This is a genomic window from Falsiroseomonas sp. (assembly GCF_030695085.1).
Lineage (GTDB): Bacteria > Pseudomonadota > Alphaproteobacteria > Acetobacterales > Acetobacteraceae > Falsiroseomonas.
On record NZ_JAUYTS010000126.1, the window covers coordinates 1 to 20950 of the forward strand.

General features: G+C 69.8%; 21 protein-coding genes. 15 read left to right on the top strand and 6 right to left on the bottom strand.

Annotated elements, in window-relative coordinates; all coding sequences use genetic code 11:
- From Q8S40_RS13830 to Q8S40_RS13850, 5 genes are all read left to right on the top strand, one after another.
- Nucleotides 1–693: VacJ family lipoprotein (locus tag Q8S40_RS13830; RefSeq protein ID WP_305670850.1), on the top strand; the 693-nt coding region annotated here is incomplete at its 5' end.
- Nucleotides 694–837: 144 nt separating this feature from the next.
- Nucleotides 838–1827, top strand: a complete 990-nt coding sequence (locus tag Q8S40_RS13835; RefSeq protein ID WP_305670851.1) for a tripartite tricarboxylate transporter substrate binding protein — start codon at nt 838–840, stop codon at nt 1825–1827.
- 59 nt (nt 1828–1886) lie between these two features.
- The gene (locus tag Q8S40_RS13840; RefSeq protein ID WP_304810297.1) at nt 1887–2351 is read left to right on the top strand and encodes a tripartite tricarboxylate transporter TctB family protein; all 465 of its coding nucleotides are present in this window, start codon (nt 1887–1889) and stop codon (nt 2349–2351) included.
- Between the two features lie 10 nt (nt 2352–2361).
- The gene (locus Q8S40_RS13845; protein ID WP_305670852.1) at nt 2362–3855 is read left to right on the top strand and encodes a tripartite tricarboxylate transporter permease; all 1494 of its coding nucleotides are present in this window, start codon (nt 2362–2364) and stop codon (nt 3853–3855) included.
- Nucleotides 3852–4295, top strand: a complete 444-nt coding sequence (locus Q8S40_RS13850) for a MaoC/PaaZ C-terminal domain-containing protein (protein WP_305670853.1) — start codon at nt 3852–3854, stop codon at nt 4293–4295. The genes Q8S40_RS13845 and Q8S40_RS13850 overlap by 4 nt, the downstream gene beginning before the upstream one ends.
- A gap of 61 nt (nt 4296–4356) precedes the next feature.
- Here Q8S40_RS13850 and fusA read toward each other — a convergent pair whose 3' ends face one another.
- Nucleotides 4357–6438: an elongation factor G gene (gene fusA, locus Q8S40_RS13855; RefSeq protein ID WP_304813039.1), complete on the bottom strand. Its 2082-nt coding sequence runs from the start codon at nt 6436–6438 to the stop codon at nt 4357–4359.
- Between the two features lie 234 nt (nt 6439–6672).
- On the opposite strand from fusA, the gene Q8S40_RS13860 reads away from it, so the two are divergent.
- The 10 genes from Q8S40_RS13860 (at nt 6673) to Q8S40_RS13905 (ending at nt 15323) form a co-directional block, all read left to right on the top strand.
- A complete protein-coding gene (locus tag Q8S40_RS13860) occupies nt 6673–7995 on the top strand; it encodes a DUF1800 family protein (protein ID WP_305670854.1) in 1323 nt (440 codons plus the stop codon).
- Nucleotides 7992–9230, top strand: coding sequence for a DUF1501 domain-containing protein (locus tag Q8S40_RS13865; protein WP_305670855.1), 1239 nt, complete (start codon nt 7992–7994; stop codon nt 9228–9230). The genes Q8S40_RS13860 and Q8S40_RS13865 overlap by 4 nt, the downstream gene beginning before the upstream one ends.
- 62 nt (nt 9231–9292) lie before the next feature.
- Complete coding sequence (locus tag Q8S40_RS13870; protein ID WP_304813032.1) at nt 9293–9619, top strand: hypothetical protein; 327 nt, start codon at nt 9293–9295, stop codon at nt 9617–9619.
- A 43-nt stretch (nt 9620–9662) separates the two neighbouring features.
- Entirely contained in the window at nt 9663–10745 is a 1083-nt protein-coding gene (queA, locus tag Q8S40_RS13875; protein ID WP_305670856.1) for a tRNA preQ1(34) S-adenosylmethionine ribosyltransferase-isomerase QueA, read from the top strand.
- Complete coding sequence (gene tgt, locus Q8S40_RS13880; protein WP_305670857.1) at nt 10742–11911, top strand: tRNA guanosine(34) transglycosylase Tgt; 1170 nt, start codon at nt 10742–10744, stop codon at nt 11909–11911. Before queA ends, tgt begins: the two co-directional genes overlap by 4 nt.
- 13 nt (nt 11912–11924) lie before the next feature.
- Nucleotides 11925–12401, top strand: a complete 477-nt coding sequence (gene queF, locus Q8S40_RS13885; protein ID WP_370690797.1) for a preQ(1) synthase — start codon at nt 11925–11927, stop codon at nt 12399–12401.
- Nucleotides 12402–12411: 10 nt separating this feature from the next.
- The gene (queG, locus tag Q8S40_RS13890; protein ID WP_305670892.1) at nt 12412–13446 is read left to right on the top strand and encodes a tRNA epoxyqueuosine(34) reductase QueG; all 1035 of its coding nucleotides are present in this window, start codon (nt 12412–12414) and stop codon (nt 13444–13446) included.
- Nucleotides 13443–14135, top strand: coding sequence for a 7-cyano-7-deazaguanine synthase QueC (gene queC / locus Q8S40_RS13895; RefSeq protein ID WP_305670858.1), 693 nt, complete (start codon nt 13443–13445; stop codon nt 14133–14135). Before queG ends, queC begins: the two co-directional genes overlap by 4 nt.
- Nucleotides 14136–14238: 103 nt before the next feature.
- On the top strand, nt 14239–14808 hold the full coding sequence (locus Q8S40_RS13900; protein ID WP_304813018.1) for a VUT family protein: 570 nt from the start codon (nt 14239–14241) through the stop codon (nt 14806–14808).
- Nucleotides 14805–15323, top strand: coding sequence for a GNAT family N-acetyltransferase (locus Q8S40_RS13905; protein WP_305670859.1), 519 nt, complete (start codon nt 14805–14807; stop codon nt 15321–15323). Before Q8S40_RS13900 ends, Q8S40_RS13905 begins: the two co-directional genes overlap by 4 nt.
- A gap of 17 nt (nt 15324–15340) precedes the next feature.
- On the opposite strand, the gene Q8S40_RS13910 is transcribed toward Q8S40_RS13905, so the two are convergent.
- The 5 genes from Q8S40_RS13910 to Q8S40_RS13930 are packed head-to-tail and all read right to left on the bottom strand — an operon-like array spanning nt 15341 to nt 20896.
- Nucleotides 15341–16309: a tripartite tricarboxylate transporter substrate binding protein gene (locus tag Q8S40_RS13910; RefSeq protein ID WP_305670860.1), complete on the bottom strand. Its 969-nt coding sequence runs from the start codon at nt 16307–16309 to the stop codon at nt 15341–15343.
- Between the two features lie 30 nt (nt 16310–16339).
- A complete protein-coding gene (locus Q8S40_RS13915) occupies nt 16340–17296 on the bottom strand; it encodes an ABC transporter substrate-binding protein (RefSeq protein WP_305670861.1) in 957 nt (318 codons plus the stop codon).
- Nucleotides 17284–19431, bottom strand: a complete 2148-nt coding sequence (locus Q8S40_RS13920; protein ID WP_305670862.1) for a molybdopterin cofactor-binding domain-containing protein — start codon at nt 19429–19431, stop codon at nt 17284–17286. The genes Q8S40_RS13915 and Q8S40_RS13920 overlap by 13 nt, the downstream gene beginning before the upstream one ends.
- Nucleotides 19428–19922, bottom strand: a complete 495-nt coding sequence (locus Q8S40_RS13925) for a (2Fe-2S)-binding protein (RefSeq protein WP_305670863.1) — start codon at nt 19920–19922, stop codon at nt 19428–19430. Before Q8S40_RS13925 ends, Q8S40_RS13920 begins: the two co-directional genes overlap by 4 nt.
- On the bottom strand, nt 19919–20896 hold the full coding sequence (locus tag Q8S40_RS13930) for a tripartite tricarboxylate transporter substrate binding protein (RefSeq protein ID WP_304813005.1): 978 nt from the start codon (nt 20894–20896) through the stop codon (nt 19919–19921). The genes Q8S40_RS13925 and Q8S40_RS13930 overlap by 4 nt, the downstream gene beginning before the upstream one ends.
- Between the last annotated feature and the right edge of the window lie 54 nt (nt 20897–20950).

Below are 20950 nucleotides of genomic sequence, written 5' to 3' on the forward strand. Positions count from 1 at the left end.
GGCCTGATGCGCCACGTTGTTCTGCCCGCACTGCTGCTGGTGCTTGCCGCCGCCCCGGCCTCCGCGGCCTCGGACCCGCTGGAGGGGCTGAACCGCCGCATCCACGGCTTCAACCGCCTGGTGCAGGCGCATCTGCTGGACCCGGTGGTGGAGGCCTATGTCACCCACGCCCCGGCGCCGGTCCGCACCGGCATCGCCAATGCCTTCGCCAATCTGCGCGAGCCCATCACGGTGCTGTCCGGGCTGGCGGCGGGCGATTTCGGCCTCGCCTGGCACGCGACCGCCCGATTCGGCATCAATTCGAGCCTCGGCCTGGCCGGGGTGCGGGACAGCGCCGCCGAATGGGGCTGGCCGCGGCGCGTGGCGCAGCCGGGCGATGCGATCTGCGCCTGGGGCGTGCCGAGCGGGCCCTATGTGGTGCTGCCGATTCTCGGCCCCTCGACGCTGCGCGATGCCGGGGCGCTGCTGGCGACCAGCGCAGGGCTGGCCCAGGCGCTCGGGCCGCAGGTTTTCCTCCCCTTGCGCGGCGGCGACCTGATGGTGGCCTACAGCGAAATCTCGACGGAGCTGGGCCGGATCGAGGCCGAGGCGCTCGATGCCTATGCGGTCTATCGCAGCGCCTATCTGCAACGCCGCGCCGCCGCCTGCGGGGTGGATCGGGCGGCGCAGATCGCGGCGGCGGCGGAGGACTGACCGCGGCGGCGGTGAAACACCGGTAACCGCGCAATGAAGTTGCCTCGCCGCCGCTCTCCTGGCTTGAAGCCGCCAAGCAACCCGGCCTAGCCTGCCGGCAAGTGCCTGGGACCAACCTGGGCGCAGAGGAGGAGAGACGATTCCATGACCCTGCTGTCCCGCCGTACCCTGCTGGCCGCCAGCGGCGCCGCACTGACCGCGCCGCTCGCCGTGCCGGCCCTCGGCCAGGGCAATTGGCCGAACCGCCCGATCCAGCTCATTGTGCCGTGGGGCGCCGGCGGCGGCACCGATGCCACGGCGCGCATCGTCGCCAGCCTGCTGGAACGCGACCTCGGGCAGCCGGTGAACGTGGTGAACCGCACCGGCGGGTCCGGCGTGGTCGGGCATTCCGCCATCGCGACGGCGCAGCCGGATGGCTACACCATCGGCATGATCACGGTGGAAATCACCATGATGCACTGGCAGGGGCTGACCCAGCTCAAGCCGGATTCCTACACGCCGCTGGCGCTGATGAACTCGGACCCGCCGGGCGTGCAGGTGGCGCACAACTCGCCCTATGCCGACATCAAGGCGCTGGCGGATGCCATCAAGGCGCAGCCGGCCGGCACCTTCAAGGCGAGCGGCACCGGCCAGGGCGGCATCTGGCACCTGGCCCTGGTCGGCTGGCTGCAGGCGATGGGGCTCAAGGGCGACCATGTGCGCTGGGTTCCCTCCAACGGCGCGGCACCGGCGATGCAGGAACTGGCCGCTGGCGGCGTCGATATCGTCACCTGCTCGGTGCCCGAAGCCCGCGCGATGATCGATGCCGGCCGCGCCAAGTCACTCGCGATCATGGCGCCCGCGCGCAACCCGATGTTCGCCCAGGTGCCCACCTTGAACGAGACGCTGGGCATCAACTACTCGGTCGGTGCGTGGCGCGGCATTGCCGGGCCGAAGAACCTGCCGGCGCCGGTGGCCCAGCGCCTCGGCACCGCGCTGAAGGCGGCCTATGACAACCCGCAGTTCAAGGAGTTCATGACCAGCCGCGGCTTCGGCACGGTCTGGCAGGACGCGGCCGGCTTCGCCAGCTTCATGGCCGAGGGCGACCGCGCCATGGGCGAGGCGATGCGCGGCGCGGGCCTGGCGCGCGGCTGAGTTTCCGGGGGGGCGGCGCCGCCGCCCCCTTTGCCTGGGCGCCGTCCGGAAGACCGAATATGCGATTGAACGATGCCCTGCTGGGCGCGATCCTGCTTGGATTCGCGGGGTGGATCTGGTGGCTGACCAGCTTCTTCCCTGCCTTCCCCGGCCAGGATTACGGACCGAACCTGTTCCCCCGCATCCTCGCCACCGGCATCGGATTATGCGCGCTGGTGCTGGTGCTGCGCGGAGTGCGGAGCCGCGCGCCGCTGCTGGTGGTCGAGGGATGGGTGATGCAGCCCGCGCGGCTGATCTCCTTCCTGCTGATCCCGCTTGCGGCGGTGGCCTATATCCTGGTCTCCGACCCGCTCGGCTTCATCCCGACCGCCTTCCTGCTGCTGCTCGGCCTGTTCCTGTGGTTCAAGGCGCGGCCCGTGGTGGCGCTGCCGGTGGCGGCGGGGATGACCCTGCTGGTGCATTGGTTCTTCGCCGGGCTGATGCGCGTGCCGCTGCCGCGCGGCATCCTCGACAGCGTGTTGTGAGGACCGGCTGATGGACCCGCTGCTCCAGGCCTTCGGGCTGGTCTTCGACCCCTTCGTCCTGGCCGTGATCGGCCTGTCCGCCATATTCGGCATGTTCGTCGGCGCCATGCCGGGGCTGACCGCCACCATGGCCACCGCACTGCTGGTGCCCGTCACCTTCTTCATGCCGCCGGTGCCGGCACTTGGCGCCATCGTCACCGCGACCACCATGGCGATCTTCGCGGGTGACATCCCCGGCGCCATGCTGCGGATGCCCGGCACGCCGGCCTCCGCCGCCTATGCCGATGAATCCTACGCCATGACGCAGAAGGGCCAGTTGAACCTCTGCATGGGCGTCAACCTCGTATTCTCCGTTGGCGGCGGGCTGATCGGGGTGGCGGTGCTGATCGCCTTCGCGCCGATGCTGGCGGAAGTCGCTATCAACTTCTCCTCCTATGAGTATTTCTGGCTGGCCTGCCTCGGCCTGACCTGCGCCGTCTTCATGTCCAACGCCGATCCGGTGAAGGGTTTTCTTTCGCTGTTCTTCGGGTTGCTGCTGGCGACCGTGGGCATCGACCCGGCCGCCGGCTTCCCGCGCTTCACCTTCGACGATGTGAACCTGATGGGCGGGGTGAATTTCATCGCCACCATGATCGGCATGTTCGCGGTGAGCGAGCTGATGCGCGGCGCGGTGACGGTGGATGCGACCACCAAGGTGGTCACCCAGGCGGTGGGAAACCTGTTCCGTGGCCTCGGCGGCGTGTTCCGCCGCTACTGGGTGAACTTCCTGCGCGGCAGCTTCATCGGCACCGCCATCGGCGCCCTGCCCGGCGCTGGCGCCGATATCGCCGCCTGGATCAGCTATGCCGTATCCAAGCGCTTCTCCAAGCAGCCGGAAAAGTTCGGCACCGGGGAGGTGGAGGGCATTGTCGATGCGACCTCCGCCAATAATTCGGCGCTCGGCAGCGCCTGGATCCCGGCGCTGGTCTTCGGCATCCCGGGCGACAGCATCACCGCCATCGTCATCGGCGTGCTCTACATGAAGGGCATGAATCCGGGGCCGACGGTGTTCCAGGAAAACCCGCAGCTCATCTATTCGGTGTTCCTGATCTTCATCCTGGCCAATCTCATCATGCTGCCGCTGGGCTATGCCGCGATCAAATCCGCCCGGCAGATCCTGCGCGTGCCGCGCAACCTGCTGCTGCCGGTGATCCTGCTGTTCTGCCTGGTCGGCAGCTTCGCCATGACCAACAGCCTGTATGGCGTGGTGCTGATGCTGGCCATGGGCATCCTCGGCTGGATCATGGAGGAACATGGCATCCCCATCGCGCCGCTGATCCTGGGCCTGGTGCTGGGGGAGATGCTGGAGCAGACCTTCGTGCAGTCCATGATCAAGGCCGATGGCGCCTTCCTGGACTTCTTCAGCCGCCCGATCGCCGGCACGCTGGGTGTCCTTACCCTGATGATCTGGCTGGTGATGCTGGCGCGCGGCTTCCGCCGGTCCCCGGTGCCGAATGCCGCATGACGCCGCTGCGCTCGGCGGATGACCTTGCGCCCGGCCGGTCCTTCGACCTCGGCGGCTTCGTGCTGCCGCGGGCGGAGGTGCTGGAATTCGCCGCGCGCTGGGACCCGCAGCCCTTCCACCTGGATGAGGAAGCGGCGCGGCATTCCGTATTCGGACGGCTGGTGGCCAGCGGGCTGCACACCTATTCCGCCACCGTTGGCCACCTGATCCGCAGCGGGCTGCTGTCCGGGATCAACCTGGCCGGGGGCGGCGCAACGCTGGTCTGGCCCACACCCCTTGAGCCGGATGAGCCGGTGACGATGCGCCTGGTGGTGGAGGAGATCCGCACCAGCCGCAGCAAGCCGGACATGGCAGTGGCGAAGCTGCGCTACCTGGTGGCCACGGCGCGCGACGGCAGGCTGGTGCTGGATGCCTTGGGCACGCATTTCCTGAAGCGCTGAAACGACAAGCGGCGCGGGGGTTGCCCCCCGCGCCGCATGCCGGTCGCCGATCCCGGAGGGATCAGGCGGACTTCTTCATGATTTCCTCGGCGACGTTGCGCGGCACCGGGTCGTAGTGGTGGAACTGCATCGAGAAGCTGGCGCGGCCCTTGGTCATGCCACGCAGGTTCGAGATGTAGCCGAACATTTCCTTCAGCGGCACATGGGCGCGCACGATGACGGAGGTGCCCGCCATGTCCTGCGACTGGATGACGCCACGGCGGCGGTTCAGGTCGCCAACGACGTCGCCGACATGGTCGGACGGCGTGGTGACTTCCACATCCATGATCGGCTCCAGGATCACCGGGCCGGCCTTCTTCATGCCTTCGCGGAAGCAGGCCTTGGCGGCGATTTCGAACGCCAGGGCGCTCGAGTCGACGTCATGGTACTTGCCGTCCACCAGGGTGTACTTGAAGTCCACCGTCGGGAAGCCGGCCAGCACGCCGGTATCGGCCTGAACGCGGATGCCCTTTTCCACAGCCGGGATGTATTCGCGCGGCACCGAACCACCGGTGGTGCCGTTGACGAACTCGACACCCTCGGTGCGCTCCTTCGGCTCAAAGGTGATCTTCACCTCGGCGTACTGGCCCGAGCCACCGGACTGCTTCTTGTGGGTATAGATCTCGGTGTGGCTCTTGGTGATCGTTTCGCGATAGGCCACCTGCGGGGCGCCGATATGGGCGTCCACGCCGTATTCGCGCATCAGCCGGTCGACGATGATCTCGAGGTGCAGCTCGCCCATGCCGGACAGGATGGTCTGGCCGGTTTCCTGGTCCGTGCGCAGGCGCAGGCTGGGGTCTTCGCCCGCCAGCTTCTGCAGGCCGAGCGTCATCTTCTCGACGCCCTCCTTGGTCTTCGGCTCGACGGAGATGTCGATGACCGGCACCGGGAAGGCCATGCGCTCCAGGATCACCGGGTCGGCGGCATCGGCCAGGGTGTCGCCCGTGCCGGTGTCCTTCAAACCCACGAAGGCCGCGATGTCGCCGGCGAACACTTCCTTGATTTCCTCACGCTTGTCGGCGTGCATCTGGAACATGCGGCCGATGCGCTCACGCGAGTCCTTGGTGGTGTTCATCACCATGTCGCCCTGGCGCAGCGTGCCGCGATAGACGCGCACGAAGGTCAGGTTGCCGTACTTGTCGTTGATGATCTTGAAGGCGAGGCCGGCGAAGGGCGCGTCCGCATCGGCCGGTATGATCCGGCGGTCGGCGGTCTCATCCTCGCCCTCGGCCGGGGCCACCTTGATGCCCGGGATGTCGATCGGGCTCGGCAGGTAGTCCAGCACGGCGTCGAGCAGCGGCTGCACGCCCTTGTTCTTGAAGGCGGTGCCGCACAGCACCGGGCGGAACTCGCCGCTGATGGTGCCCTTCTTGATGCACTTCTTCAGGGTCTCGACGGTCACGTCGCCCTTGTCGAAGTATTCCTCCATCGCCGTCTCATCGATGCCGACGGCGGTGTCGACCAGCTTCTGGCGATACTCGGCGGCCTTTTCCTTCAGGTCGTCCGGAATCTCCTGGTATTCGTACTGCGCGCCCAGCTCATCGCCGAACCAGACGATCGCCTTCATCTCCACCAGGTCGACGACGCCCTTGAAGGTGTCCTCGATGCCGATCGGCAGCTGCAGGGCCACCCAGTTGATGCCCAGCTTCTCGGTCAGCGTGTCCGCGGCGCGATAGAAATCGGCGCCCGTGCGGTCCAGCTTGTTGATGAAGATGATGCGCGGGACGTTGTAGCGGTCGGCCAGGCGCCAGTTCGTCTCGGACTGCGGCTGCACGCCGGCCACGCCCTCGATGATGAAGATGGCGCCGTCGAGCACGCGCAGCGACCGGTTGACCTCGATGTTGAAGTCGATGTGGCCGGGGGTGTCGATGACGTTGATCCGGTGATCCTTCCAGATCGCCGTCACGGCGGCGGAGGTGATGGTGATCCCCCGCTCACGCTCCTGCGCCATGTAGTCCGTCGTGGTGTTGCCGTCATGCACCTCACCGATACGGTGGGACTTGCCGGTGTAGTACAGGATCCGCTCGGTCGTGGTCGTCTTACCGGCATCGATATGCGCGGTGATGCCGATGTTGCGGATCAGGGCCAGTTCAGTGCGCGCCACGATGGGTCTCCATACGCGAAAGCGGGTTCGACATCGAGCTTCCGCCCGTTGCCGCCCGCGCCATGGTTCCGAGAGTTTGTCCGACTCTAAGCTTGTCGAGGCGGGACATGCCCTCTCCCAACGGTTTTTGCAAGCACTCGCCGCATGCCGCGCTCAGGATGCACGGGGGTAGCGCGCAACGCGTTGTCACGAGCTGTTACCCCAAGCGCGCGCTTGTTGTGGTATGCTATCGCCATGAGCATGCTTGGGCATATCGCCGCCATCCGCTTCGGCCTGGGTCTCAGGCTTGGGGAGGCTCCCCCGGCGCAGCCGCAGGCGTGGCTGCTGGAGCAGATCGATCAGCAGGCGCCCCCGCCGGACGGCGTCAGCCTCGCGGAGGCGCTGACCATCCGCGAGGCGGATATCGTGGCCCGCCGCCCCCGCGACCCGGAGGGAGACCCGCAACAGACCCGGGCTGCCATCGCCGCCCTGCTGCGGCAGGAAACCGAGGGCTGGGCCGCGCGGCGGCTGGAGGCGGAGCAGCCGTTCCGGGAAAGGCTGGTCGATTTCTGGATGAACCATTTCACCGTCAGCCGCCGCGCCGGCAGCACCTCCGTGCTGATCGGCAGCTATGAGCGGGAGGCGATTCGCCCGCATGTCACCGGCCGCTTCGCGGATATGGTCGTGGCGGTGGCGCGGCATCCGGCGATGCTGATCTATCTCGATAACTGGAGCTCGATCGGGCCGGGCAGCCCGACCGGCCGTCGCTCACGCCGCGGCCTGAACGAGAACCTGGCGCGGGAAATGCTAGAGCTGCACACCCTTTCCCCCGCCGGTGGCTACACCCAGAACGACGTCCAGGAACTGGCCAAGATCCTGACCGGCTGGACCTTCACCGGCGCCAGCACCGGCGCTGGCGACACGCCTGGCTTCCGCTTCCGCGCCAATGCCCATGAACCGGGTGAGAAATTCCTGCTTGGCCGGCGCTTCGGCCCCGGCGAAGCCGCCGGTGAGGCGGCGCTGCGCCTGCTGGCCGAACACCCCGCTACCTGGCGGCATCTGGCGGTGAAGCTGGCGCGGCATTTCGTGGCGGACAATCCGCCGCCCGAGGCCGTCAGGACGCTGGAATGGGCGCTGCGGGACAGCAAGGGCGACCTGGCCGAGACCAGCCGCGCCCTCGTCGCCCTGCCGCAGGCCTGGGACCCACCCCTGACCAAGCTGCGGGCGCCGGTGGACTATGTCCTGGCCGCCAGCCGGGCGATGGGCCGGACGGCGCGTGAGGCCCGGCCGATGCTCGGGGCCCTGGCCAGCCTCGGCCAGCCGCTCTGGATCGCACCGCAGCCGATCGGCTGGCCCGACATCGCCGCCGAATGGGCGACGCCGGATGCGCTGATGCGCCGGATCGACTGGGCCTTCACCCTGGCCGGCCGGATGGAACGGTTGGACGGGATGGCCGTGGCCGAGGCGGCGCTCGGCCCGCTCGGCCGGGCCGAGACGGCGCAGGCGATGCGCCGCGCCGGTTCGATGCGCGATTCGCTGACCCTTTTACTTGGCAGCCCGGAGTTCATGCATCGATGAACGTACCGATCAGCGCGCCCAGCCGCGACGCCCCGCACGCTTCCTTCCGCATCGGCCGCCGCGGCCTGCTGCTCGGCCTTGGCGCCAGCTTCGCGGCCGGCAAGTCCCGTCTCGCTTTAGGCGAGGCGCCAGGGGATCGGCGGCTGGTGGTGGTGTTGCTGCGCGGCGCGCTGGATGGGCTGTATGCGGTGCAGCCCTATGGCGACCCGGGCCTCGCGCCGCTGCGCGGCCCGCTGGCCTTGCCGGAGCCTGGACGAGGTGAGCCGGGGCAGGAAAATGCGCTGCTCGACCTCGGCGGCCTGTTCGGCCTGCATCCGGCGCTGGCCAACCTGCATGCGATGTACCAGGCAAACCAGGCCATGGTGCTGCATGCGGTGGCCGGCCCCTATCGCAGCCGCAGCCATTTCGAGGCGCAGGACCTGCTGGAAGCCGGCAGCGCCCAGCGCCTGGCCAGCGGCTGGCTGAACCGCGCCCTGCAGGCGCTGCCGCCAGGCGAACAGGCGCGCACCGGGCTGGCCGTCGGCACCGGCGTGCCCTTGCTTTTGCGCGGTGCCGCGCCGGTCGGCGCCTATGCCCCGCCCGGGCTGGACCGGCCAGCGGCCGAGCTGATGTACCGGCTGGCGGCGTTGCAAGAGGCCGATCCGCGCCTCGGCCCGAGCTTTGCGGAGGGCATGCGCGCCCGGGGCTTCGCGGCCCAGGCGCTGGGCGAGACGGAAACCAGCCGTGAGCGTGTTACCTTCCCGCGCCTGGCCGGCATCGCCGGACGGCTGCTGGCGGAAGCCGCCGGGCCGCGCGTGGCAGCCCTCGAGCTGGGCGGCTGGGACACTCATGTCGGACAGGCCGGCCGAATCCTGGGGCCGATGCGCGCGCTGGATAGCGGGCTGGGCGAGCTTCGGGACAGCCTGGGCGAACACTGGACCCGCACCGCCGTGCTGGTGGTGACCGAATTCGGCCGCACCGCGCGCATCAATGGCAGCATGGGCACGGACCACGGCACCGGCGGCGTTGCCTTCCTGGCCGGTGGCGCCGTGGCCGGTGGCCGGGTGCTGGCGGATTGGCCGGGCCTGGCGGAGGACAAGCTGTTCGAGAACCGGGACCTGCAACCCAGCCTGGATCTGCGCAGCGTCGCCAAGGGCCTGCTGCGCGACCATCTCCGCCTGCCGGAGGCCGCGGTGGCCCGCGCCTTTCCCGGCAGCAACGCGGCACCGGCGATGCGGGGCCTGGTCCGCGCCTGAGCGGATCGCAACCGCCGAGGCGCCCCCGGCGTTGCAGTCCCGAACAGGACAGGACCGCGCGCATGGCCGAACGCTTCCCCCTCTATCGCTACGAGACGCAGCACCCGGACGGCCCGGCGGAGGCCCGCTATTCCTTCGCGCCGATGGAAGGCGTGGGGTATGCCGGGCGCGGCAGCGCCACCAGCGCCGGCGATGCCGATACCCCCTCCACCGAGGCGCGCCCCGCCGGCCATGTGGAAGCCCCGGCCGGATCGCGGATCGTCAATGTCGAGCCGCCGACGCTCGAGGTGCCCGGCCGCGGCCAGGTGGATATCTCCGCCGTGGTCGGGGTGACCGATGGCGAGACCTCGGCGACGAGCGACGTGGTGCTCTGGCACCCGGCTGGATGATCCAACTGGACAAGCCGGGCGGGTCGCGTCACATGCCGCGCCCATGCCCGAGGCGCCCCCCCAACCCTCCCTCCGAACCGAGGATTTCGATTTCGCCCTTCCCGAAGGGCTGATCGCGCAGTCCCCGGTGCGACCGCGCGATGCGGCGCGGCTGCTGGTGGTGCGGGCGGATGGGGTGTCGGACCAGGGCGTGCTGGACCTGCCGGGGCTGCTGGAGCCGGGCGACGTGCTGGTGGTGAACGACACGCGCGTCATCCCGGCCCGGCTGAAGGCCCGCCGCGGCGAGGCGCGCATCGAGATCATGCTGAACCGCGCCGAGGGTGGCGGGCTGTGGCAGGCGCTGGTCCGCAATGCCCGGCGGCTGCGCGTCGGCGATGTGGTGGAGATCGAAGGCGCGCCCGGCTGCACCGCGCGCGTGGTGGAACGCCAGGAAGGCGGCTCCGCGCTGTTCGATTTCGGCCCGGACCAGGCAGCGCTGGCCGCGGCGCTGGAGATGGCCGGCGAGATCCCCCTGCCCCCCTATATCCAGCGCGAGGGCAAGCCGGGCGCGGAGGATGCGGCCGACTACCAGACCATCTTCGCGCGAAACCCCGGCGCCGTGGCGGCGCCGACCGCCAGCCTGCACTTCACCGACCGGCTACTGGCGGCGCTGGAGGCGCGCGGCATCACGCGGGTGCCGGTGACGCTGCATGTCGGCGCCGGCACCTTCCTGCCGGTGCGGGATGACGACCCGCGGGCCCATCGCATCCATCAGGAATGGTGCGAGATGCCGGAGGCCTCGGCGGCCGCCATCAACGCCGCGCGCGCCGCCGGCCGGCGCATCGTGGCGGTCGGCACCACCGCGCTCCGGACGCTGGAAAGCGCGGCGGGGGAGGATGGCATGGTGGCGCCGTTCCGTGGCCTGACCGGCATCTACATCCTGCCCGGCCATCGCTTCCGCGCGGCGGATGCGCTGCTGACCAATTTTCACTTACCCAAATCGACGCTGCTGATGCTGGTCTCGGCCTTCGCCGGCACGCGCCGGATGCGCGCGGCGTATGCGCATGCGATCCGCGAGAACTACCGCTTCTTCTCCTATGGCGACGGCAGCCTGCTGTTCCGCTGCGACCAGGACTCTGCCGAATGACCCTGCATTGGAAGATGGCAGCGCGCGACGGCGCGGCGCGGGCTGGCGTGCTGCATACCGCGCATGGCGAGGTGCAAACGCCGGTCTTCATGCCGGTCGGCACCGCCGGCACGGTGAAGGCGATGACCGCCGATTCCGTGCGGGCAACGGGTGCGCGCATGGTGCTCGGCAACACCTACCACCTGATGCTGCGGCCGGGGGCGGAACGCGTGGCCCGCCTCGGCGGGCTGCACAAGATGATGGACTGGCACGGACCGATCCTGACGGATTCCGGCGGCTTCCAGGTGATGTCCCTGTCCGGCCTGCGGAAGCTGGATGCGGATGGCGTGACCTTCCAGAGCCATATCGACGGCTCGAAGCACCGCATCACCCCCGAACGCAGCGTCGAGATCCAGAACCTGCTGGGGGCTGACGTCACCATGTGCTTCGACGAATGCACCCCCTTCCCCGCCACCCACGACCAGGCCGCCGACAGCATGCGCCTGTCGATGCGTTGGGCCGCGCGGTCGCGCCAGGCCTTCGTGGCGCGGGAGGGGCATGGGCTGTTCGGCATCGTCCAGGGCAGCGTCTTCGAGGATCTGCGACGCGAAAGCGTGGCCGCGCTGACCGCGATCGGCTTCGAGGGCTACGCCATTGGCGGCCTCGCGGTGGGCGAGGGCCAGGCGGAGATGCTGCGCGTGCTGGATTTCACCGCGCCTATGCTGCCGCAGGATGCCCCGCGCTATTTGATGGGGGTGGGCACGCCGTCGGACCTGATCGAATCGGTTCGGCGTGGCGTCGATATGTTCGACTGCGTGATCCCGACGCGCTCCGGCCGCACCGGGCGGGCCTATACCAGCCGCGGCGTGCTGAACATGCGGAACGCAAGGCACGCCGAGGATACCCGGCCGCTGGACCCCGATTGCGACTGCCCCGCCTGCCGCAACCATTCGCGCGCCTATCTGCACCATCTGATCAAGGCGGAGGAGATGCTCGGCCCGATGCTGCTGACCTGGCACAATATCCGCTACTACCAGACCCTGATGACCCGGCTGCGGACGGCGATCCTGGAAGGCCGCTTCGAGGCCGAGGCGACGGCGATCGAGGCCGGCTGGGCTGCGAGCACCGACGAGCTCTCCTCGCCCCCTGCCCGCCCCGCTGCTATAGCGCCGGCCAACCAAGGCTAGCGGAACACAGGCGGTGACCGAACCCTCGATTTCCACCGATACCAGCGGGCTGACCCTGCTCGGCCGCCAGGCCGGCGCGCCGGACAACCCGGATGCGGCGGTGCTGGAACGGGTGCCCAACCCGCATCCCGGCACGCGCTATTGCGTACGCTTCACCGCGCCGGAATTCACCTCGCTCTGCCCGATGACCGGCCAGCCGGATTTCGCGCATCTGGTGATCGACTACATCCCCGGCGACTGGCTGGTGGAGAGCAAGTCGCTGAAGCTGTACCTCACCGCATTTCGCAACCACGGGGCCTTCCATGAATCCTGCACCGTGGGCATCGCCAGGCGGCTGATCGACGAGTTGGCGCCCGAGTGGCTGCGGATCGGTGGCTACTGGTATCCGCGCGGCGGCATCCCGATCGACGTGTTTTTCCAGTCCGGCGAAGCCCCGGCGGGGGTCTGGATCCCGGCCCAGGACGTGCCTGGGTACCGTGGCCGCGGCTAGCGGCAAGGGGATGGGGAGCGCGGGTGAGGAGATCCGCGCCGAGGCTTTGCGCCTCGGCTTCGATGCGGTGGGCTTCGCCCGCGCCCATCTGGCGCCTGAGGCGCGCGAGCGGCTCGGCCGTTTCCTGGCGGAAGGCCAGCATGGCGACATGGGCTGGATGGAGGCGCGCGCCGAACAGCGCGCCCACCCCCGCGCGCTGTGGCCGGAGGCGGTTTCGGTCATTTCGCTCGGCCTGAACTACGGGCCGGAAACGGACCCGATGGAAAGCCTCGCCTGGCGCGACCGCGGCACCATCAGCGTCTATGCCCGCAACCGGGACTACCACGACATCGTCAAGAAGCGGCTGAAGGCGCTCGGCCAGTTCATGGCGCATCGCTTCAAGGGTCAGCCGCTGAAGGTCTTCGTCGATACCGCGCCGGTTATGGAAAAGCCGCTGGCGCAGCAGGCGGGGCTGGGCTGGCAGGGCAAGCACACCAATCTGGTTTCTCGCAGCCATGGGTCCTGGCTGTTCCTCGGCGAGATCTTCACCACGCTGGACCTGGCGCCGGATGTGGCGGAGCGCGACCATTGCGGGTCGTGCCGGGCCTGCCTGGATGTCTGCCCGACCGATGCCTTCCCCGCGCCCTATCGCCTCGATGCGCGGCGCTGCATTTCCTACCTCACCATCGAGCATCGCGGGCCGATCCCCGCCGATCTGCGCCCGCTGATGGGCAACCGCATCTATGGCTGCGACGACTGCCTTGCCGTCTGCCCCTGGAACAAATTTGCTCGAATTCATGAGGAGCCTGGCCTGCTGCCACGCGCCGAGCTGACCGCGCCGCGCCTGGCGGAATTGGCGACGCTGGATGATGCGGGATTCCGCGCAAAATTCAGCGGCAGCCCGATCAAGCGCATCGGCCGCGACCGTTTCGTGCGCAACGTGCTGGTCGCCATTGGCAATTCCGCCGATGCGTCGCTGCACCCCGTGGCGCAGGCGCTATGCGCGGACGTGGATGAAACGGTGGCGGATTGCGCCCGCTGGGCGGCTGAAAGGCTCGTTGCATGAGGGATGATGCCGCGCTGGTGCTGTTCAGCGGCGGGCAGGACAGCGCCACCTGCCTCGCCTGGGCGCTGGACCGCTTCGGCCATGTGGAGACGCTCGGCTTCGACTACGCCCAGCGCCATGTGATCGAGCTGGAAACCCGCGCCGCGATGCGGGACGCGCTGTGCCGCGATGCGGGCTGGGCCGCGAAGCTCGGCCCCGACCATGTGCTGGACCTGCGCGCATTGGGTGGCATCAGCGAGACTTCGCTGACCCGCGACGTCGCCATCGAGATGGAGACGGGCGGCCTGCCCAATACCTTCGTGCCCGGCCGCAACCTGATTTTCCTGACCTTTGCCGCCGCGCTCGCCTATCGCCGGGGCATCAGGAACATCGTCACGGGCGTCTGCGAGACCGATTACTCCGGCTATCCGGACTGCCGGGACGACACCATCAAGGCGCTGCAGGTCGCCATCAACCTCGGCATGGAGCGCCGCTTCGTGCTGCACACGCCGCTGATGTGGCGCGACAAGGCGGCGACCTGGGAACTGGCGGAGAAGCTGGGCGGGCCGGCGCTGATCGACTCGATCAGGACCGTGACGCATTCCTGCTACCTCGGCGACCGGACGCCGCATGAATGGGGTGCGGGCTGCGGCACCTGCCCGGCCTGCGAATTGCGCGCCGCGGGATGGAGAAAATATCAGTGCAAGTAGCACCCTCAATCGTGCCGCAGGCACGCCAAAGGCATGACGGGCGCGGCCTTTGGCCGCCCGGCGCACAAGGCCGGCCGGCAGCCACCAATCCCAGGACATTCGCATGACCGGCCGCCAGCAAGGCTTCCTGTTCCTCGCCGGCTTCGCGCTGTGCATCCCCGCGGCCAATTGGCTGATCGGCAATGTCGGCACCTATTGCGTGCCGCAGGGGCCCTGCCTGATTCCCGTCGCGCCCGGCATCATGGCGCCCTCCGGCGTGCTGATGATCGGCCTGGCGCTGGTGCTGCGGGACCTGGTGCAGCGGCGGCTTGGCGTGCGTTGGGGCTTCGGCGCCATCCTGGCCGGCACGGCGCTGTCCGCCCTGGTGGCACCGCCATCGCTGGTCCTCGCCTCGGCCGTGGCGTTCCTGCTTTCGGAAACGGCGGATATGGCCGTCTATACGCCGTTGCAGCGGCGCGGGCTGGTGCGGGCGGTGCTGGCGAGCAGCCTGGTCGGGCTGGTGATCGACAGCGCCATCTTCCTCTGGCTCGCCTTCGGCAATCTGGACCTGCTGCCGGGCCAGGTGCTGGGCAAGCTGTGGATGGTGCTGGCGGCGCTGCCGCTGGTGCATTGGCTGCGGCGCCGGGACACGGCGCGGGGCCTGCGGCCGGATGGCGCACCGGGCCTGGCATGACCGCCGGCGCCGCGACCCCGGTGCTGGAGACGCCGCGCCTGCGGCTGCGCCCCCATGTCGCGGCGGATTTCGAGGCGCTGGCCGCCCTGTGGGCCGATCCGGAGGTCACCCGCCATATCGGCGGCCGGCCCTCCACGCGGGAGGAAAGCTGGGCGCGGTTGCTGCGCTATGCCGGGCTCTGGCGGCTTTGCGGCTTCGGCTACTGGGCGGTGGAGGATAGGGCGACCGGCCGGTTTCTCGGCGATCTCGGCTTCGCCGATTTCCAGCGCGCCATGGACCCGCCGGCGCCCGCGCTGCCCGAGATCGGCTGGGTCCTGGCGCCGCACGCCCAGGGGCGCGGCTTGGCGACGGAGGGGGCGGCGGCCGCACTGGCCTGGCTCGCCCGCCCCTGCTTCTGCATCATCGCCCCGGCCCATGCCGGGTCCCTGCGCGTGGCGACCAAGCTTGGCTTCCGGCAGCAGGGGCTGGCCCGCTACCGGGAGGATGCGGTGGCGGTGCTGGTGCGGGAGGGCTGAACCCCCCCCGCGCCACCTCAATCCGGCTGGATGTTGGCGGCGCGCACCAGCGCCCCCCAGGTTTCCACCTGCCCCTGGAAGAAGGTGCCGCATTCGGCGGGCGAGGACAGCACAAGGCGGGCCTGCTGCGTCTCCGTCATCACCGTCCGGGCGCGTTCCTCGGACAGCGTCTCACGCAAGGCGGTGTTCATGCGGTTGACCAGCTCCGCCGGCGTGCCGCGCGGGGCGAAGACGGCCCACCAGGCCTCGGCCTCCATGCCCGGGAACCCGGCCTCGGCGGCGGTCTGGGTGTCCGCAAGGCGGGACAGGCGCTGCGGGCCGAATTGCAGCAGCGGGCGCAGCGATCCGCCGGAGATATGCGGCAGCATCAGCGCGGCGCTGCCGATCATCATGTCCACATGGCCGGCGACCGCATCATTCACCGCCAGGCCACCGCTGCGATAGGGCACATGCGTGATCCGGATGCCGGCCTTCTCCGCCAGCCGGATCATGGAAAGATGCCCGATCGTGCCATTGCCGGTGGAGCCGTAGGAGACCGCATCCGGCCGCGCCTTCGCCGCTGCCACCACATCCGCCATGGTCTGGAACGGCTTGTCCGGCCGCGTCGCCACCGCATAGGGCGAGCCGCCGATATGCATGACCGGGTCGAGGTCCTTCAGCACATCGAAGGGCGGGTTGCGCAGCAGGGCCGGGATGGTGGCGTGGCTGTCGAAGGTCAGCAGCCAGGTCTGCCCATCCGGCCGCGCCTTGGCGACGATATCCGCCCCGATGGAGCCCGCGGCGCCGGAGCGGTTTTCCACCAGCACCGTGGCGCCAAGCCGCTGCTGCAAGCCTGGCGAGACCAGCCGCGCCACCGAATCCGTGGACCCGCCCGGGCCGAAGGGCACGACGATCCGGATGGTGGAGGTCTGCGCGCGGGCCAGGTTGGGCGCGGCCAGCAGGGCGGCCATGGCGCCGAGCCCGGCACGGCGGGTGATCTGGGTCATTCTTGTTTTCCTCCCATTTCGCAGCGGCCTTCAGGTGCCGTGCGTGGTCTTGTCGAACAACTCCTCCACCGCAACGGCCTGTGCCGTCAACCCATCGGCCTTGGCATAGCGGCACATGGCATCCAGTTCCGCCCGGTTGCGGGTGAAGCCGTAGGGCCAGGGGTCGCCGCCCAGCATCGCCGTCTGCGCCGCCGCTTCCGCCACGATCCAGGGCAACGAGACGCGCAGGAAATTGCCCATGCTGAGGTCCGCCACCGCCTGGTCCTTGGCCGCGGTGAAGGCATGGTGCACGGCCATGGCCAGCCCCGGGCGATCCTCCACCAGGCTGCGGCGGATGGCGATGCAATGCATGATCGGGAAGAAGCCGGTGGCGCGGCAGTAGGATTCCTCCTCCGTCCGGCTGTTGGGGAACAGCCGCGCCACCGGGGCGCTGCCATCCAGGAAGCAGGCGGGCGGGCGCGGGCCGATGAAGGCGTCGATGCGGCCCTCCGCCAGCATCGTCTCCAGCGTCTCCCCCTCCCCGATCACCTGCATGTCGATCTCGGGCGGCAGCGACAGCGGCGTGCGTTCCCCGGCCGAGCGCCAGGAGATGCTGGACATCGACACGCCGTAGTAGGTCCGCATCATGCCGCGCACCCACATCGCCGCGGTCTGCTGGTATTCCGGCACGCCGACGGTCCGCCCGGTCAGGTCCTTCGGCCCGGTGATGCCCCGGTCCGTGCGGATATAGATGGCCGAATGCCGGAAGGCGCGGGAGGGAAACACCGGCACGCCGATATACTGGCTGTCACCCCGCGCCACGGACAGGATGTGGCTGGCCATGGAGAGTTCGGTGATGTCGTAGCGCGCCTCCCGCATCGCGATGCGGAACAGCTCCTCCGGCTCCCCGGCCGTCGCCACGATCTCCTGGCCCTCGACGGCGATGCGGCCATCCAGAATCGGCTGGGTGCGGTCGCTGCGGGTGCAGGCAAGGGTCAGTTTGGGCATGTCGGTTCAATGGCCTTGGCGATGTTCTCGGGCGTGAATGGCCAGTGGCGGAGCCGGATGTCCAGGGCATCCGCAATCGCATTGGCGATGGCGCCGATCACCGGCCCCATGCTGCATTCGCCCGCCCCCAGCGGCGGTGCCTCCGGCCGCGCCACCAGCGTGGCCTCCACCTGCGGCACCTCGGAGAAGCGCAGGATCGGGTAGTCCTCCCAGCTCCCGGCGAGGACGTTGCGCGCATCGTGGCGCACCTGCTCCAGCAGGCACAGCGAGGTGGCCTGGATGGCGCCGCCCTCGATCTGGTTCAGCGTGCCGTCGGGGTTGATCACCTCCCCCACATCGGCGGCGAGCCACAGGCGGCGGCAGAACACCCGCTCCGCCGCCTCGATCTCCGCCACCGCCGCGCACCAGGCGCCGGTGCCCTTGTAGCGGGCGACGGCGAGGCCGAGGCCGAAACCTTCCCGCTTCACGCGGCCGGACCAGTTCGCCATCTCCGCGGCGCGGGTCAGCACGTCCCGCGCGCGGGCATCCTCCATCTGGCGCAGCCGGTAGGCCAGCGGATCGGCGCCGGCCTTGGCCGCCATCTCGTCCATCACGCTCTCGATCGCCCAGACATTCGCCAGCGCACCGAGGCCGCGCAGCGCGCTGGTGCGGACGGGCATTTCGGCCAGATGCGTCATGCCGACATGCAGCGCCGGAATCGCGTAGCCCGGCACCGCATTGCGCTGCGCACCGCCGCCACCGGCCAAGGGCGGGTTGATGGCGTTGGGCACGGCGAAAGGTTCGGCCAGGATCGAGGCCGCGAGCAGCGTCGGCAGCGCGCCGCGCCCCGGCCGGCCGGAATGGCCGTTGGAGGTGACATGCTGGGTCCAGCGCAGCAGCGTGCCCTCGGCATCCGCCTCTGCCGCCACATCCACCAGCATGGCGGGGGAGACGGGGCCCCAGCCGAGTTCCTCCGCCCGGCTCCACAGCACGCGCACCGGCACACCGGGATGGGCACGGGCCAGCAGGGCTGCTTCCAGCGCCACGTCATCGGCGCCGTTATGGCCGTAGCAGCCGGCGCCCTCGACGTGCTGGATATGGAAGGCCTCGGCCGGCAGGTGCATCGCCTTCACCAGATCGGCGCGCAGATTGTAGATGCCCTGGCTGTGGCTCCAGATCCGCATCCGTGCGCCATCCCACTGCGCCAGGGCACAGCAGGTGCCGATCGAGGCGTGGGTGACGAAGGGTCGGAAGAATCGGCCTGAGACGCGATGCGCCGGTTCGGGCGTTTCGGCGACGCGGTCCAGCACGGTGCTGGCCTCGCCGGGCGCCCCGGCCAGCCAGGATTCGGTGTGGTCCGGCAGCGTGTCCCGCACCGCCCATTCGGCGCGCGCGGCCACCCGCAGGGCGGCGGCCTCCGCCTCATGTTCCTCTGGCGCCAGCACGGCCAGGAAGCTGCCGTCGCGATGGATGGTGGCACCATTGGGCAGCGCGCCGTCGCGCAGGGAGACCAGCTTCGCCCCACGCGCTGCCGGCCGCACCATGCGGGCGTGCAGCATGCCGGGCAGGCGCAGATCCTGAATGAAGCGCGGCGCCCCAAAGACCTTCTCCGGCAGGTCGAGCCGTGCCGCGGAGGTGCCGGTGACCCGGCGCTGATCCGCGCGCTTCGGCGTCGCATCCGGCGTCGCTTCCACCGCCAGCAGCGCGGCCTCCGCCAGCGACCAGTAGCTGCCGAGCACACGCCCATCCGGCGCCACGAAATCACCGTCCCGCACCACGATGTCCTCGCGCGACACACCGCTGCGCTGCGCGATGACACCAACGAAAATGCCGCGCGCCTCGGCGCAGGCGTGGCGGATCGCCATGCCGGATTCCTGCACGGAGAGGCTGCCGCTGGTCACCGCCTCATCCGGGCTGGTCGGCGTGGCCGCCGCCTGCACGCGGATGCGGGGCAGCGCCACATCCAGCTCCTCCGCCGCGATCTGGGCGAGCGCGGTCAGGATGCCCTGCCCCAGCTCCACCTTGCCCGGCGTCAGCACCACCGCGCCCTCGGGCAGCATCCGCAGCCATTGGTCGAGCCGCCGGTTCACCTGGAGACTGCCGGGCAGCTTCGGCCGGCCGTCGGCGGGCTGCGGCCCAAGAAATGCCAGGTTCATGGCGTGGCCCCCCTGGGCGCGGCCTCCATGGGGGCCATCTCCTCCGCCGCCCGCAGGATGGCGCGCAGGATGCGGTTGTGGCTGCCGCAGCGGCAGAGATGCGGCTCCAGCGCCGCCCGCACCTGGTCCTCGCTCGGCCGCGGCGTTTCGCGCAGCAAGGCCACGGCGCGGATCTGGATGCCGGAGAGGCAGAAGCCGCATTGCCCCGCCTGCAATTCCAGCAGCGCCCGCTGCACCGGATGCGGGGAGTCTGGCGTGCCCAGCCCCTCCACGGTGGTCACCCGCCGCCCCGCCACCGCCGAGACCGGCAGCGTGCAGGCAAACTGAGGATGATCATCCACCAGCACCAGGCAGGCGCCGCATTGCTCCGCGCCGCAGCCGAACCTTGTGCCGGACAGCCCGAGCGGGCCGCGCAAAGCCGCCAGCAGCGACGCCTCCGGCGCGATCGGCGCGGCCACCGCCGCGCCGTTCAAATGGAAGCTGGTGCTCAAGTGGGCGTCATCTTCGCCATGCGGATGAATTCCGCCTGCTTGGTGATGTCGGCGCGCAGATAGGCGTCGAAAGCCTCCATCGACATCGCCATGGGCTGCGCGCCGAGCCTGGCCTGCGCTGCCGCCGTCGCCGGCAGCGCCAGGATGCGGTTGACCTCCGCATTGATGCGCTGGCGCAGTGCCGCGGGCGTCGCCGCGGGTGCCATGAAGCCGAGCCAGATGGAGGCCTCATAGCCCGGCAGCGCTTCCGCCACCGCGGGCAGTTCGGGCATCAGCGGGCTGCGCTGCGGGCCGGTGGTGGCCAGGCCGCGCACCAGCCCACCCTCGATCTGCGGGCGCATGGTGGGGATGGCGTCGAACATGATCGGCACGGTGCCGCCGATCACGGCGGTGCGCGCCTCGTTCGATCCGCGGAAGGGCACATGCGTTGCCGTCACGCCGGCCATCGCCAGGAACACCTCGCCCGCCACGTGATAGGGCGTGCCGGGGCCGGAGGAGGCATAGTCGTACTTACCCGGATTGGCGCGCAGCAGCGCGATCAGTTCCTGGAGGTTGCTGGCCGGAAGCGAGGGATGCACCGCCAGCACATGGTGGGCGATGTTGATGGCCGCGACCGGCGCCAAGTCCCGCATCAGCACATAGGGCCGGTTCGGCAGCAGCGTCTCATTGGCCGTATGGGTGTTGGACATCAGCAGCAGCGTGTGGCCATCGGGCGCCGATTTCGCCACCGCATCGGTGCCGATGGTGGCGCCGGCGCCGGGGCGGTTTTCCACCACGAAGGGCTGGCCGAAGGCCTGCGACAGTGGCTCCGCCAGGAAGCGCGCCGCGACATCGGCGGACCCGCCAAGGCCGAAGGGCACCACGATCCGCACGGGGCGGGTGGGCCACGCGGCCTGCGCCCGCACCACGCCTGGCGCGGCGAGCGCGCCGACGGCCGCCCCTGTGGCAGCCAGTACCAGCCTGCGTCCGATCATCTTCCTGTTCCTCCCATGCAATCGATTGGGTGCAAGATCGCCTCACGAGGCGGC

What these genes read in the sequence shown, in the direction of transcription:
- queG (WP_305670892.1), top strand. Translation starts at nt 12,412, where the DNA reads ATGGGGAGCGCGGGTGAGGAGATCCGCGCCGAGGCTTTGCGCCTCGGC.
- Q8S40_RS13850 (WP_305670853.1), top strand. Translation starts at nt 3,852, where the DNA reads ATGACGCCGCTGCGCTCGGCGGATGACCTTGCGCCCGGCCGGTCCTTC.
- Q8S40_RS13915 (WP_305670861.1), bottom strand. Translation starts at nt 17,296, where the DNA reads ATGCCCAAACTGACCCTTGCCTGCACCCGCAGCGACCGCACCCAGCCG.
- Q8S40_RS13865 (WP_305670855.1), top strand. Translation starts at nt 7,992, where the DNA reads ATGAACGTACCGATCAGCGCGCCCAGCCGCGACGCCCCGCACGCTTCC.
- queA (WP_305670856.1), top strand. Translation starts at nt 9,663, where the DNA reads ATGCCCGAGGCGCCCCCCCAACCCTCCCTCCGAACCGAGGATTTCGAT.
- Q8S40_RS13860 (WP_305670854.1), top strand. Translation starts at nt 6,673, where the DNA reads ATGAGCATGCTTGGGCATATCGCCGCCATCCGCTTCGGCCTGGGTCTC.
- Q8S40_RS13905 (WP_305670859.1), top strand. Translation starts at nt 14,805, where the DNA reads ATGACCGCCGGCGCCGCGACCCCGGTGCTGGAGACGCCGCGCCTGCGG.
- Q8S40_RS13840 (WP_304810297.1), top strand. Translation starts at nt 1,887, where the DNA reads ATGCGATTGAACGATGCCCTGCTGGGCGCGATCCTGCTTGGATTCGCG.
- Q8S40_RS13930 (WP_304813005.1), bottom strand. Translation starts at nt 20,896, where the DNA reads ATGATCGGACGCAGGCTGGTACTGGCTGCCACAGGGGCGGCCGTCGGC.
- Q8S40_RS13845 (WP_305670852.1), top strand. Translation starts at nt 2,362, where the DNA reads ATGGACCCGCTGCTCCAGGCCTTCGGGCTGGTCTTCGACCCCTTCGTC.
- tgt (WP_305670857.1), top strand. Translation starts at nt 10,742, where the DNA reads ATGACCCTGCATTGGAAGATGGCAGCGCGCGACGGCGCGGCGCGGGCT.
- Q8S40_RS13910 (WP_305670860.1), bottom strand. Translation starts at nt 16,309, where the DNA reads ATGACCCAGATCACCCGCCGTGCCGGGCTCGGCGCCATGGCCGCCCTG.
- Q8S40_RS13835 (WP_305670851.1), top strand. Translation starts at nt 838, where the DNA reads ATGACCCTGCTGTCCCGCCGTACCCTGCTGGCCGCCAGCGGCGCCGCA.
- queC (WP_305670858.1), top strand. Translation starts at nt 13,443, where the DNA reads ATGAGGGATGATGCCGCGCTGGTGCTGTTCAGCGGCGGGCAGGACAGC.
- Q8S40_RS13900 (WP_304813018.1), top strand. Translation starts at nt 14,239, where the DNA reads ATGACCGGCCGCCAGCAAGGCTTCCTGTTCCTCGCCGGCTTCGCGCTG.
- Q8S40_RS13920 (WP_305670862.1), bottom strand. Translation starts at nt 19,431, where the DNA reads ATGAACCTGGCATTTCTTGGGCCGCAGCCCGCCGACGGCCGGCCGAAG.
- Q8S40_RS13870 (WP_304813032.1), top strand. Translation starts at nt 9,293, where the DNA reads ATGGCCGAACGCTTCCCCCTCTATCGCTACGAGACGCAGCACCCGGAC.